15 protein-coding genes are annotated in these 12940 nt (G+C 49.7%); 12 read left to right on the top strand and 3 right to left on the bottom strand.

Going from position 1 to position 12940, the window contains the following annotated elements:
* Positions 1-7 precede the first annotated feature (7 nt).
* The 11 genes from SFSGTM_RS12110 (at position 8) to SFSGTM_RS12060 (ending at position 9474) form a co-directional block, all read left to right on the top strand.
* Entirely contained in the window at positions 8-277 is a 270-nt protein-coding gene (locus tag SFSGTM_RS12110; protein WP_162085384.1) for a hypothetical protein, read from the top strand.
* A 12-nt stretch (positions 278-289) separates the two neighbouring features.
* The gene (locus tag SFSGTM_RS12105; RefSeq protein WP_162085383.1) at positions 290-1990 is read left to right on the top strand and encodes a lysozyme family protein; all 1701 of its coding nucleotides are present in this window, start codon (positions 290-292) and stop codon (positions 1988-1990) included.
* Positions 1990-2622 (top strand): hypothetical protein, encoded by a 633-nt coding sequence (locus SFSGTM_RS12100; protein WP_162085382.1) that lies wholly within the window; start codon positions 1990-1992, stop codon positions 2620-2622. The genes SFSGTM_RS12105 and SFSGTM_RS12100 overlap by 1 nt, the downstream gene beginning before the upstream one ends.
* Before the next feature lie 22 nt (positions 2623-2644).
* A complete protein-coding gene (locus SFSGTM_RS12095; protein ID WP_162085381.1) occupies positions 2645-3259 on the top strand; it encodes a hypothetical protein in 615 nt (204 codons plus the stop codon).
* Complete coding sequence (locus tag SFSGTM_RS12090) at positions 3249-4670, top strand: type VI secretion system Vgr family protein (protein WP_162085380.1); 1422 nt, start codon at positions 3249-3251, stop codon at positions 4668-4670. Before SFSGTM_RS12095 ends, SFSGTM_RS12090 begins: the two co-directional genes overlap by 11 nt.
* On the top strand, positions 4667-6142 hold the full coding sequence (locus tag SFSGTM_RS12085) for a LysM peptidoglycan-binding domain-containing protein (protein ID WP_162085379.1): 1476 nt from the start codon (positions 4667-4669) through the stop codon (positions 6140-6142). Before SFSGTM_RS12090 ends, SFSGTM_RS12085 begins: the two co-directional genes overlap by 4 nt.
* Positions 6139-6777 carry a hypothetical protein gene (locus SFSGTM_RS12080; RefSeq protein ID WP_162085378.1) on the top strand — a complete coding sequence of 213 codons (639 nt, stop codon included), beginning with the start codon at positions 6139-6141 and terminating at the stop codon, positions 6775-6777. The genes SFSGTM_RS12085 and SFSGTM_RS12080 overlap by 4 nt, the downstream gene beginning before the upstream one ends.
* A gap of 62 nt (positions 6778-6839) precedes the next feature.
* Positions 6840-7295, top strand: a complete 456-nt coding sequence (locus tag SFSGTM_RS12075) for an IrmA family protein (protein ID WP_162085377.1) — start codon at positions 6840-6842, stop codon at positions 7293-7295.
* A 191-nt stretch (positions 7296-7486) separates the two neighbouring features.
* Positions 7487-7930: a hypothetical protein gene (locus tag SFSGTM_RS12070; RefSeq protein ID WP_162085376.1), complete on the top strand. Its 444-nt coding sequence runs from the start codon at positions 7487-7489 to the stop codon at positions 7928-7930.
* The gene (locus SFSGTM_RS12065; RefSeq protein ID WP_162085375.1) at positions 7927-8619 is read left to right on the top strand and encodes a hypothetical protein; all 693 of its coding nucleotides are present in this window, start codon (positions 7927-7929) and stop codon (positions 8617-8619) included. The genes SFSGTM_RS12070 and SFSGTM_RS12065 overlap by 4 nt, the downstream gene beginning before the upstream one ends.
* Before the next feature lie 48 nt (positions 8620-8667).
* Entirely contained in the window at positions 8668-9474 is an 807-nt protein-coding gene (locus SFSGTM_RS12060; RefSeq protein ID WP_162085374.1) for a hypothetical protein, read from the top strand.
* Positions 9475-9573: 99 nt separating this feature from the next.
* Here the strand turns inward: SFSGTM_RS12060 and tnpC are convergent, their stop codons facing one another.
* From tnpC to tnpA, 3 genes are all read right to left on the bottom strand, one after another.
* Positions 9574-11202 carry an IS66 family transposase gene (gene tnpC / locus SFSGTM_RS12055; RefSeq protein WP_162084465.1) on the bottom strand — a complete coding sequence of 543 codons (1629 nt, stop codon included), beginning with the start codon at positions 11200-11202 and terminating at the stop codon, positions 9574-9576.
* 80 nt (positions 11203-11282) lie between these two features.
* Positions 11283-11576 (bottom strand): IS66 family insertion sequence element accessory protein TnpB, encoded by a 294-nt coding sequence (tnpB, locus tag SFSGTM_RS12050; protein WP_232526076.1) that lies wholly within the window; start codon positions 11574-11576, stop codon positions 11283-11285.
* Between the two features lie 62 nt (positions 11577-11638).
* A complete protein-coding gene (gene tnpA / locus SFSGTM_RS12045; protein ID WP_162083703.1) occupies positions 11639-11944 on the bottom strand; it encodes an IS66 family insertion sequence element accessory protein TnpA in 306 nt (101 codons plus the stop codon).
* 58 nt (positions 11945-12002) lie between these two features.
* Between tnpA and SFSGTM_RS12040 the strand changes: the two genes are divergently transcribed.
* Positions 12003-12602, top strand: a complete 600-nt coding sequence (locus tag SFSGTM_RS12040) for a hypothetical protein (protein WP_162085373.1) — start codon at positions 12003-12005, stop codon at positions 12600-12602.
* Positions 12603-12940 lie beyond the last annotated feature (338 nt).

The following is a 12940-nucleotide window of genomic DNA, read 5'->3' as shown; positions in this document are numbered from 1 at the left end:
ACCCGCAATGCCGGTAGCGGGCATTCTCAATATGGCACAAGCTTTTAGCCAACAAGTGGATTTAAGCGACTTTATTGGCATGCACCCTGAAAGTGGACAAGCCGTCGATTCATTACCCTATGAATTTAGAGATGCGAACGGATGCATCCTGCAACAAGGTCATACGAATGAAAGTGGTGACACGCAGAGAGTGATGACAGAAAAGCAGGAGCAGATTGTACTGTATGTAGGTACTGGTGATTGGAAGCTTGCCATGGATGGCAAGCACGACCTTTGAGGTAAAACGCAGATGAATGATAACGATATGGACTTTGCCGACGCTATTGATGCCCCAGTAAACACAGACAACTCGCCATCAAGCGAGATTGGCAATCAAGGTGAAAGTGCTCCCGCTGTTGCAGATACTCAGCCAACGCCGATGCCCGCTGAAATGGATCAGCAAACTGACCAAGAGGCAAGCGTTGAGCCCGCAACTCCCGCGCCATGTGTGGGTACGCTGGATTTGATCATTAATGATCCGCATGGTGACCCAATATCTGGTTTGCGTTTTCAGGTCATCATTAAAAAAGTGGTTGTCTTTGTCGGAAAAACAGATGCAAAAGGCAGAATCAAGACCATAGAAAATCTGAAGTTGGGCAGTGTATTTGAGATACACGTGCAAAACGATATAGGTAATTACAAATTGGCCGCCATCGGCAAAATTGAAAGCGAAGACAACTATGCCTGTCTAACCAGCCCTAAAACCCGTTTTGAATTTACTACTTATGCCCACAATGGCGAATCAGGCAGTGCTGCCGAGCATAAAAAGAAGGTGATCAAAAGTCACAATCAACAACCTGCCGACACGCCAAGCATAACGGGAAATTCTGATACCAAGCCCACGATACAGCAGAGCCGTAACGATGATGGTCACCCCGTCGCCGCAGTCATAGACGGGGCAGCGAACTGGTACAATATGCATAATGACAAAGCAGCCCATCCAGCCCAGGATGCCTTGACCAAACTCAACACGCTGGTTGCGTTCATGGAGCATCAGGCCACGCTGGATTATCGGGTATTAGCTCCGATAACCAGTGATGAAATCATCGTTAAGATGCGTAAAAAGACATTTGTGGAGCCAGTTGGTAAAAAGCCCCAGCAGTTTACAAAATGGTGTGCAAAATACGTGAAGGTTGGCCTTTGGTATGCGGGTTATGGTCCAGCAACCCAGTCTATAGGTAGCGGTGTACAGCTTGCAAGACAAATGGGGCCAGAACTCATCAAAGCGGGTTTTAAGGAAGTGGCTTTGCCCAAGGTGAAAATCCATGCAGGTCAGCAGATTATCGAACAGCCAGATATTACCTTTGTACTACCGGGAGATGTGATCGTCTATAAGAAAACAGCAGCTCCAAATGAGGCAGGGCATATTGATGTGCGAACCTATCATGGCTTTATAAGTGACTTTGTGTGGCCTGCCCGAAATGGCTTCCCAGATGTGCAGAAATATACTGTCATTGGCGTCTATCGTAAATATTCCGACACCTTGGCGGAGGCGAGGGTGAAGGCGTTTCTCAGGATTATTCGTGAACATGAAGCAAAAGGGTTTGCTGATCCATACAAAGCGCTGAAGTGGGAAAATAACCAGCATATTTGTTTTTCTGATATGTCGATGCATCCTTCTAATAGGGTTGAAAATAAGCCAGCAGGAGCTTATCAAATTAAGTGGGGTACTTTTACTCAAGCAAAGGATGAAACAGGTTGGTCAGGTTACTTTACCCCAATAGATCAGGATCGTGCAGCTATTTACTTATTACAGAGTAAAAGTAGCAGTACTTCATATCCACGGAGAACAGCACTGGGTTATATCATGGAAGGTAAGCCGGAGCAGGCGATAAATGAAACTAAGCTCTGGAATTTATTTGCCTTCCTTCCCGGTGGTGGCAAACAGCAGCAAATCACAATGGATGCACTTAAACAGACATTCGATCTTTATACTAAGGAATATGCATAATGAGCTGGGATAAAAATTCACTACGTTTGATTTTATTTTTAACTATGTTTATCGGATTCCAGGCATTTGCAGATGATCAGCAAGCGGTAAAGGAAGTTATTCAGCGCTTGTATAGAACTGATGTTGGTGAGCTGCTGTGTCGAGATCGTGAAGATAGTCAAGATAGAAAGTTGATCGTGGTTTCAGAACGATATTTATCCACTGATTTTATGAATTATTATGGGGAAGTATGTAAAAACACTCCAGCATACACTCATTGGGATGGGATTATTTTTGATCCTAGAACAGGTCAAAATGACAGCCAAATGGCACCAAATAATGGGCCACCCCAAGCTGACTTCACTAACCTAAAAATTGAGCAGCCCAAAATTGCAGGTAATAAAGCTACCATCCGCACCACATACGACCTTCCTGTAGCTACTTACAAGGAGTATGGCAATTTCACAGTTTTCACTGTGATTAAAGAAAATGGGCAATGGAAAATAGACGATATTGAACTCGGCGGGCACGACATGGATAAATATAATGAACGTGAATCCATGACAGCTTTGAAAACGTATAAGAGCGTCAAGCAGTACATCAAAAAAAGTCTGATGGAAGCCGCAGCTAGGCAGCACAAGTCGCCGAAATGATTACTATGATGAGTGTTTGTGCGTGATGAAAAAATATCTCTTAGTTGTAGCATGCGCTTTTGTTGCTGCATTAATGGTGGTGGTCATTTGGTTTCAGGAGTATTTGCCTTTTAAGGCGCAGGTGTTTATTGCTAGCTACATCATTGTGCCAGCACATCTTCAATCTTTGCCTGCGGACAGAAAAATTACTGTTCAGAATTGGCAAAGTTTTGAACAGTGGACAGAAGCCAGCGCACTTTGCCATAAGACATTTTGGTTCGAAAGTGTGCAAACCCCCCATTTTTTAAGAAAAATAAAGAGTCTTGGAGTCAATGTTGATACTCATCCACAGGAGTTGCCTGATGCGAAATGGGAGATTAAACATCATGTTGGGGTGTTGGGCATGTCTGTTTCCCAAATTCAATATTGGGGTGATAGTGGAAGTGAGTTTTTTGTGCGCGTGAATTCTCCGCCTGATGTGGTTATTAAAAGTCTGGGAGCAGGGGCGCTTCCAAAATATTTCCCAGAACTCAATTATCTCGCTGTGGTTTTAACAGAAAAGCCTACTTTAAATAATCCCTTTCCAAATTTGATATTTGTTAGGGGCGCGCAAGATAATCAACATTCATATATTGGATGTCGGGAGTTTGATTATTAAGTTTGGCCCAGCCAGAAGCCGTGTTGCCACAGCCAATGCAACCAGCTGGTTTACCGGCAGCGAGGCAGGCCACAACCACGCTGCCACCCTGTCTGGTATCAAAACCCAACAACTCGCCAACAGCCAGGACGGCACCGGCGGCTACAACCAGCTCGTATTTGACGACACCGCCAACCAGAGCCGCATCAGCCTGCAACAACACGAAGCCCAGCACACAGGCGACTCCGAACTCAACCTCGGCCAGCTCACCCACCAAAGCGACAACCAGCGCCTCAACCCCACAGGCTTTGGCCTAGAACTCAAAACCCGCCACAGCGCCGCAGTGAGAGCCGGCAGCGGCCTGCTCATCAGCAGTGACCAACAACCTGTTAACGGCATGCAAATGGACAGCCGACCCGCACAAGCCATCATCATCCGCCAGCATGAACTCAACACCGCACTCGCCCAGTCTGCCGATACCCATCAGGCCAAAGGCGCCAATGACCCAACGGCCGACAAACTCACCGCCATCAAACAACTGGATCATAGCCAGCAAGTCATCAGCCAGCAGACCAGCCAGAGGCAGAATCAGGATAACGGCAGCAACAACATCAGCACTTACAGCGAACCGCACCTGCAACTCTCCAGCCCCGCAGGCATCATTGCAGCCACCGCTACTAATGCAATCGTAACAGCCGGCAACACCAGCAACCTGACCGCAGAGCAAGACATCAGCGTCAGCAGCCAGGCACAGCAGCACCATGCAGTCAAAGACGGCATCCGGCTATTTACACAAGGCACAGCCACCGACAGCACCAAACCCAACCAGGAAACCGGCATCAAGCTCCACGCCGCCCAAGGCAAACTCAGCAGCCAGAGCCAGTCAGGCAACACCCATATCAACGCCAGCAAAGACGTCTACATTGCCAGCACCGAGCAAACCATCACCATCGCCGCACCACAGCATGTATTACTCACCACAGGCGGTGGCTATATTAAGCTTGAAGGCGGCAACATCGAAGTGCACGGGCCTGGGGTGATGGCGTTTAAGGGGAGTTTGACGGAGTTGGCGGGGGCGGGGAGTGCCAATGCGAACAGTATGAGTTTCCCGAACGGTGATTTGGAGTTGCCGCAGGTAGAGCCTGCGTTACGCAGCTTGCAATGGCAATTGCATTCTGGTCTAGATGGCCAATTGCAAGGCAATGTGCCTTATCAGATCGTCAGCGATGGTCAAGTGTTTGCGCAAGGGCAAACGGACGCGTCCGGTCAAACCCAGCGGCATACCGATGAAAGCTTCCACCAACCCGTCGAGGTCTGGTTCGGTGAGTCTGGTTGGTCTGTTCTCGCCGAATCTGTAGATGAGAACACACCAGTTCCGTTGGACGACCAGTTGTATGACAACGATGACGATTTGCAGGAGGTAGGAATATGATTCCTGAAACCTATACGGCCCAAAAGGGCGATACGTTATCCGCTATTGCCAATCATTATGGCTTCAGCGTCGATGAAATCGCGCATACCAATCAGCTAACGGATACTAATAAGATTGCCGTTGGTCAGATTCTAAAAATGCCGAAGCCAGAGACAACGCAAGCCGAGCAGGAAAACAGCGACAACTGGTCGGAAACAATCCTGCGCTTCGTCGATAGCATCGAACGGCCAATAGCTGGGCTGGTGGTGCGATTGGTCGCTGGCGACACCGAAGTTGGCGGTACGACCGATGCGAGCGGTTGTGCACCGTTAGTGCGCTGCAAAGCTGCTGATGCAACCATCGCCATCCATGTGCAAAAGCATGTCACGCGCGGCGGTGGAGAGAAACAGGTGGCGACCTATGCGCCTTCGGCTGGCAAACAGATAGTCCGTGTGCAAAGTGGTATGCACGTAGCAACGACGAAACTGCGTACGCATAAAGGCACCCCAGAAAGGCCGCCACGTGTACTGAAACCGACAATCTCCCACGAAAAACTTGAAACCCGGACGACGGCAGGCAACCCGATTACCTGTTCGGTCGGTTGTGAATGCCCTAACACGGATGACCTCAAGTTGGGTTCGAACAATCCATATCGGGACTGGGTAAAGCAGGCAGCAAAGCGTACTGGCGTAGTACCGCAGGCCGTGGCGGCGGTAATGAACGCCGAAGCATCGAAGGAAAAAAGCGGCAAGTGGAAAGCCGACTCGAAGTCAAAGAAAAGCTCTGCGACAGGAATGACGCAGTTTCTGGATGGATCCTGGATCGGTGTAGCCGTAAGCAGCGGAACATATCTCAATGACAAGTGCAAACAGGTAGGCTGGTTAAGTCAGGACGACAAGGGCGCGTGGCGGTTCAAGAAGGCGGACGGAACATATGTCACTGGCTCGGGTCTGGAACGTAATCTCAAGAAGCTGCTCACTGGCGCAAGGACAGCTTCAGACAAGAACCTGCAAAAACTCTTGGATCTGCGCTATGAACCCGAGTTTGCTATCATGACTGCGATGGATTACGCCAAGGCTAATTTGAACGGACTGCGCACCAAAGGCTATGCTATCGACGGCCTCAACGACACCGAGAAAGCCCGCATTATGTACCTATGTCACCACCTCGGCTTGGCTGACGCCGTGCATTTCATCCAGAACACCATTCCGGAAGAGGATGTTGTTGTGACCAACAAGAAAGGCAAAAAGGTCGTCAAGCAGAATGGGGCGGAGAAGTTGCTGACGGCGCAGATAGGAAAGGAAGGAACGAAACAGTGGCTCAAGAAGGCGTCCAATGATTGGATCAACGCGCATCGCTTGTGGCTGGAAGACTTTATGAACCGCACCATCATACCGAGTGCCTTCGCCTGTCCTGGTAATAAGCAAGACCAACTTGGCGATGAAGAAGAGGATGGAACTCTTCTCAAAATCACGGGAAAACTGAAAAAATGAAACGACTACTTTTACTCATAGCACTTTTTATCACCACAACGGGCGCATTCGCCGTCATTCAAACGCCTGCGGGGATAGTCAATGTTGATAATGGCTCTATCGTGGTCAATGGCGAAGAACTCTATGTGATTCGTCAATATGATGGAAAGCGGAGGGTACTTCACAATGAGATATTTTTTGAAATTTCTGGCAAAAATCCTGGCCTGTTCTTGAGTATTTATCGGGATAAGGCGGATCCAAGCCAGCAATCTCGCACCGAGTACATTATCATCATCGATGCCACTGGCAAAGAGATTCGCCGCTCGAACGTGTTAGACACCGGTATCGAATTCGACTGGGGTGACAACAATTATGTTCTGTTTGATCACGGTGCAATGTACTTCGGCATTTACTCGCCCAAGCGCATGCAGTTTGTTTATCGTGACGGCAAGCTGGAAGAAAACAAAGGCCCCTGGCGCGGTCCAGCAAAGCCTGAGAAGTACATCGAACCTGAACATCCAGGGCCGTGCTACAACGTCGCAGACGAACCTGCCTGCCTAGAAGAGGTTGAGCAAGCGGAGGCTGCAAAACGTGCCAAGGTAAAACACAAAGCAAAGTCGGCTGTAAGAGCCCCTACATCCTCGACATCTCAATGACAAGGAATGGGGTAAGCGGATATGGAAATGATCAGCCTCAATACATCTGAAAATGGAATGAAATGAAAATTAATGAACTCTCTCGGCGGCTAATCTTCGCAGTATGTATTAGTACAATCTTGACACAACCAGCATTTTCTCAAAGCAACATCCCAATCGTGTCTATTCGCCATATTTCCACTGCATATGCGAATCAAGGAATCTGTTCACTACGTTTTGGTCTTGGCACAGCGATGGGAGATGGCGATGCAGGAGAAGTTAGTCTGAAATTGAAGTTCATTGACACTAATGGACACGAACTTTATCAGGGCGAAATTAGGACGTCACTTGATGATTCTGAAGCAGGACGATACCAGGAAGTGTTTTTGGAAGACTCTAATGTGTGTTTCGATCAACCAACCCGTATTCAAGTGACACGTGCAACAGCAACCATTGGCAAGAAAAGGTATAACTTGTTGAGGCTTCGCAAACTGGTTGTTGATGACTTCAAACCACTTGAGATTAGTATCCCTAAGTAGTACTGCTTGGTGTTCTGCAACCTGGTCAACATGACAAGGGTGCATGGCATTTCAAGAAAGCGGACGGCACCTATGTTACTGGACCTGGTCTGGAACGCAATCTCAAAAAGCTGCTCACTGGCAGAAGGACAGCTTCAGACAAGAACCTGCAAAAACTCCTGGATCTGCGCTATGAGCCCGAGTTTGCTATTATGACCGCGATGGATTATGCCAAGGCCAATCTGACCGGACTGCACACCAGAGGCTATGCTATCGACAACCTCAACGACACCGAAAAAGCCCGCATCATGTACTTATGTCACCATCTCGGCTTGGCTGACGCGGTGCATTTCATTCAGAACACCATTCCGGAAGAGGATGTTGTTGTTACTAACAAGAAAGGCAAAAAAATCGTCAAGCAGAATGGGGCGGAGAAGTTGCTGACGGGGCAGATAGCGAAGGAAAAGGCATTTAAAGAGTTCGTCAATCCTAATGATGGAAGTTGGGTAGAGGGACATAGGGCATGGTTGGAAGATTTTATGAACCGCGCTATTACGCCGAGTGCTTTCGCGTGCCTTGGCGGGAAAAAGACTCAACTTGGAAACGAGGAAACTAAGGGTGCACTTACCGATATTACGGAGAAGTTGAAAAAATGAAACGACTGATTTTGCAAATTGTTTTGACTGCCTCTGCGGTTGCTGCTTTCGTCTTTGTTAAAGCATCATTTGCTGAAGTAACGTCCACTGTTAAAGAAACATCTACTGTCCAAGAGGTAACCGCTGACAAAGTCGAAATAAAAAATAATGGCCGCATTTGGGTTAATGGCCAAAGGCCTTCCGTTACTTTGCAATACGATGGGACGCAGCTACCTCTTCGTAGTGAGCACATTCTTGCCAGTGCAGGCAAGAACCCCGGCTTGTATTTGAGCATCTATTCTGATGGTCTTCCGTCAAGCTCAATGCTGGCCCAACATATCATCGTCCTCGACGCGACAGGTAAAACATTTCACCGTTCAAATGTGGTGGACACTGGCCTCAACTTTGAATGGGGTGACAACAATTACGTTCTGTTTGATCACGGCGCAATGTACTTCGGCATCTACTCACCCAAGCGTATGCAGTTTGTCTATCGCGACGGCAAGCTGGAAGAAAAGAAAGGCTCTTGGCGTGGCCCAGCAAAACCTGAGAAGTACATCGAACCTGAACATCCGGGGCCGTGCTATAACGTCGCAGACGTGCCCGCCTGCATAGAAGAAGTTGAGCAAGCGGAAGCCGCAAAACGTGCCAAGCAAAAGCACAATGCCAAACCGTCTATAAGCGCTCCCAAACCAGTGGCATCTCAATAGCAATCTTCTCTTTGCGACTGGGTAAAGCAGGCGGCAAAGCGTGCCGGCGTGGTGCCGCAGGCCGTGGCGGCGGTGATGAACGCCGAAGCATCGAAGGAAAAAAGCGGCAAGTGGAAAGCCGACTCGAAATCACCGAAAAGTTCTGCGACAGGAATGACACAGTTTCTAGATGGATCCTGGATCGGTGTAGCCGTGAGCAGCGGGACATACCTCAACGACAAGTGCAAACAGGTAGGCTGGTTAAGTCAGGACGACAAGGACGCATGGCGTTTCAAGAAGGCGGACGGCACGTATGTCACCGGCCCTGGTCTGGAACGCAATCTCAAGAAGCTGCTTGCTGGCGCAAGGTCAGCTTCGGACAAGAACCTGCAAAAACTCTTGGATCTGCGCTATGAACCCGAATTTGCTATCATGACCGCGATGGATTACGCCAAGGCCAATCTGAACGGACTGCGTAGCAAAGACTATGCCATCGACGACCTCAACGACACCGAAAAAGCTCGCATCATGTACCTCTGTCACCACCTCGGCTTGGCTGACGCGGTGCATTTCATTCAGAACACCATCCCGGAAGAGGATGTTGTTGTGACTAACAAGAAAGGCAAAAAGGTCATTAAGCAGAATGGGGCTGAGCGATTGCTGACGGGGCAGGTTGGGAAAGCAGTGGCGCTTAAAAAGTATGTAACCCCGAATGATGGGAGTTGGGTGATGGGGCATAGGGTGTGGTTACAAGATTTTATGAATCGTACCATTACACCGAGCGCCTTTGCATGCGCTGGTGGAAAACAACACCTACATCAAGTAGAAGAAATACGATCACCACTGCTCAAGATCACGGAGAAACTGAAAAAATGAATCGTTTGCTTTTGTTATTTATCTTGTTTTTCATAGCATTGACCGCATTCGCGGATACTCCGTAAGCGTCCAGCCCAGCCACTCCAATCCCTTCACTACTTATGGTAGTTCATTTTTAAACGGCAGCAATTCATCAATCTGGCTATTAGGCCAGACCGGTAATTTTTCCAACGTATCTTTGAGCCATGCATAGGGTTCCAAGCCATTGAGCTTGGCGGTAGCCAACAAACTCTGAATCGCTGCAGCGCGTTTGCCTGCACGTTCTGAGCCTGCGAACAGCCAATTCTTTTTGCCGATGGCAATGGGTCGTATCGCATTTTCGACTGGGTTGTTATCAATAGGCAAGATGCCGCTGTCCGCATAGCGTATCAGTGCTGGCCAACGCTTGATGCTGTAATCCAACGCGCGGGCTGTGCCGCTGCCATCGGCCACTTTGACGCGAGTCTGGATTAACCAGTCATGCAGTTCGCCCAATAACGGTTTTGCCTGAGTCTGGCGCAACTGCAAACGACCTGCCGCATCCAGCTTGTCCGCAGCCTGCTCAATGGCATAGAGTGCCGCGATACGCTGCAGCGCAGCCGCTGCAATTGGACTTTGGTTGGCCGCATGCAAATCAAAGAACTTCCGACGTGCATGTGCGAAGCATGCCAGCTCAGTGATGCCTTGGGTAAATAACGCTTTATAACCAGCGTAATCGTCAACCATCAAGTGTCCTTGCCAACCTGCCAGAAAGTGCCGCGCATGCAATCCCTGTCGCCCTGGCTGATAGTCAAACACCACGATAGGCGGTGCGGATGAAGGGGATGCCAAATCACCCGTGCGGTAAGCCCACAGATAAGCTTTCTTGGTTTTGCCCGCCCCGGGGTCTAATTGTGGCACTGGCGTTTCATCCGCATGCAATACACTGCGTGCCAGCAGTAATTCAGTGAGCCTGTCGACCAACGGTTGCAACGCTACCCCCACACGTCCGACCCACTCCGCCAAGGTGGAACGCGCCAGGGTCACCTGGCTGCGCTGGGCAATGTGTTCTATACGGTAGAGCGGTAAATGATCAACGAATTTACTGATCATCACCCACGCCAGCAAACCTGATGTCGCCACGCCGCCGTCGATGACGGCAGCTGGAATGGGGGCGGCAGCAACGGTTTCGCAGTGGCGACAAGCATACTGTGGACGGATGTGTTGATGCACGGTGAACTGGGCAGGTTCGACATCCAGTTGTTCGCTGATGTCTTCACCGATTTTGATTAACGCACCACCACACGCACCGCACTGGCAAGATGCAGGCTCATGGCGATGAATGATGCGGGGCAGATGGTCAGGCAGTGGCTGACGACCTGCGCGTGGACGCGCAGGCTTGGGGATAGCGGTTGTCGCATCTTCGGTATTAGGTGTATCTGGCTGCCCGATTTGGGCTTCAATGGCCGTGATGTCGGCTGCCCAGCACTCATCAAACAACGCACGCTGCTCAGGCGAGAGCTGCTCGCTCTTGTTGGCGAAGCGGATGCGGCGGTAATAGGCAAGTTCCAGTACCAAAGCCTGGTTCTTGAGTTCGGCGTGCTGGATTTGCTTAGTCAGCGTGAGGATTTGTGCGGTGTTTTGCTGGAGTAATACTGTGTTTTGTTGAATGAGTTCAGCATCCTGTTTAACCTGCGCCAACAGCTTATCCACATACGCCGCCAAGGCGGGATCGGGGATAAATTGGGCAAGTTGTTGGGCTGAATCCATGCTTGAATTATACCATTTCACCCCGCCTGAAACCAGCAATAATGCGGGTTTCAGGCATGTTTTTACTGAATCATGAGTGGCTACACCTGCCAGTGGGCAGGGGCTGGGGCACTGAGTCTTTGCCAGTCGATACCTGTGATCAGCCAGTCCCACTGTGTGGGGGTTAAAGGATGGGTGATGGCAGCGATGTCTGGCCAGGTGAAGTGACCACGATGCAGTCGGCGTTGGCACAACCAGACCCCTGTGCCATCCCAGACCAGGAGCTTGACCCGCGTTTGGCGACGATTACGGAAGGCGTAGGCGGCGCCGTCGCAGGGACTGCGACCCAGGCGGTGCTGGATGCGCTGGGAAAGGCCATCTATGCCGATGCGCATGTCCACGGGTTCGATGACTAGCCAGACCTGGGTGGCGATGGGGCTGATGGGATGGGCAGATATCATGGCAGTTGCCGCAACAAGTCAATTAGCCAGGGCGTGCTAGCAATGGGAAGCTCTACCCGCCAGCCAGTGGGGCTGTGGAGCTGGAGCGTGCCCGTGACAGGCGCAGGTTGAACACTGACGGGGATGAGGGTTAGCGGTGGCTGGCGCGTGAGATTGGGCGCTGTTGTCAGCTGGCTGCGCCAGCGATAAAAGGTCTTGGCACATAAGCCGTGCTGGGTGCAATAAGCTGTGACGGTCAGTTTGGTTTGTTGCCAAGCGGTAAGGTGCGTTTGCCAAAAATCAGGCGTGTGTCGAGTAGCCATCTAGCGTGCCTTTCATAAAAAAGCAGCTAGATTGCATGAGTTTGGCGGGCAATGACAGGTGGATGGGCTGGACGCTTACGATACTCCTACTCCCGCAGGAGTGATCAATACCAATAAAGGTAGCATTTCCGTCAATGGAAAAGATATCGAAGTAATCATGCTATACGATGGCAAACCATTAGCCATCCAGAGTGAAACACTTGCAATAACGTCTGGAAAAAATCCAGGATTATTTATAAGTGTTTATCCTGATGGACTTTCTTCAAGTCAGTCATTCACTCAGCACATTATCATTACCGATGCCACTGGTAAAACTGTTCACATGTCAAATATCCTCGATACAGGGCTAGATTTTCAATGGGGTGACAATAACTTTGTTCGCTTCGAGTCCGGGGTTATGTACTTCGGTATTTACTCGCCTAAGCGCATGCAGTTCGTCTACCGCGACGGCAAACTGGAAGAAAACAAAGGCCCTTGGCGCGGCCCGGCAAAGCCCGAGAAGTACATCGAACCTGAGCATCCAGGGCCATGTTATAACGTCGCAGACGTGCCTGCCTGCATGGAAGAAGTCGAACAAGCGGAAGCTGCAAAACGTGCCAAGGTAAAACACAAAGCAAAGTCGGCTGTAATTGCCCCTAAGCCAGCAGCATCTCATTGATGCTGTACAAGGTTGGGTAGTACAGGAAGGCAATGTTGCCTTTCTGCAGGACATGAGCAGCAACGACATCCTCAACTCCATGCTCTAAGACGGAGCGGGCGAGGGCGACTACATCTCAGGCTAGCATTGACCTCGCCGACTTCTACTGGGCTAAATGGGCAATTGACACCGTAGACAAGACCTAAGCATCAGCACACATATCATCCAGTATCAGTATCCAGCAATTGTCGAAATTTACCCACTCTCAAATCTGGAAATTAGTGATTTCTATAAGGTTCCAATAGAGATTACTTAAGATGCTTCGACTATCAAATTGATTTGTAAGTGATTCGTAAAGT

This window comes from Sulfuriferula nivalis (genome assembly GCF_009937995.1).
Taxonomy (GTDB): domain Bacteria; phylum Pseudomonadota; class Gammaproteobacteria; order Burkholderiales; family Sulfuriferulaceae; genus Sulfuriferula; species Sulfuriferula nivalis.
Note: the sequence above shows the minus strand (reverse complement) of the source record. Positions and strands in the feature narration are given on the sequence as shown.

Bases quoted from the DNA above. Each gene is read 5' to 3' on its own strand.
- tnpB (WP_232526076.1), bottom strand. From the start codon at position 11,576: ATGCGCATCGGCATAGATGGCCTTTCCCAGCGCATCCAGCACCGCCTG.
- SFSGTM_RS12105 (WP_162085383.1), top strand. From the start codon at position 290: ATGAATGATAACGATATGGACTTTGCCGACGCTATTGATGCCCCAGTA.
- SFSGTM_RS12070 (WP_162085376.1), top strand. From the start codon at position 7,487: ATGACCGCGATGGATTATGCCAAGGCCAATCTGACCGGACTGCACACC.
- tnpA (WP_162083703.1), bottom strand. From the start codon at position 11,944: ATGGCTACTCGACACACGCCTGATTTTTGGCAAACGCACCTTACCGCT.
- SFSGTM_RS12075 (WP_162085377.1), top strand. From the start codon at position 6,840: ATGAAAATTAATGAACTCTCTCGGCGGCTAATCTTCGCAGTATGTATT.
- SFSGTM_RS12080 (WP_162085378.1), top strand. From the start codon at position 6,139: ATGAAACGACTACTTTTACTCATAGCACTTTTTATCACCACAACGGGC.
- tnpC (WP_162084465.1), bottom strand. From the start codon at position 11,202: ATGGATTCAGCCCAACAACTTGCCCAATTTATCCCCGATCCCGCCTTG.
- SFSGTM_RS12065 (WP_162085375.1), top strand. From the start codon at position 7,927: ATGAAACGACTGATTTTGCAAATTGTTTTGACTGCCTCTGCGGTTGCT.
- SFSGTM_RS12100 (WP_162085382.1), top strand. From the start codon at position 1,990: ATGAGCTGGGATAAAAATTCACTACGTTTGATTTTATTTTTAACTATG.
- SFSGTM_RS12110 (WP_162085384.1), top strand. From the start codon at position 8: ATGCCGGTAGCGGGCATTCTCAATATGGCACAAGCTTTTAGCCAACAA.
- SFSGTM_RS12085 (WP_162085379.1), top strand. From the start codon at position 4,667: ATGATTCCTGAAACCTATACGGCCCAAAAGGGCGATACGTTATCCGCT.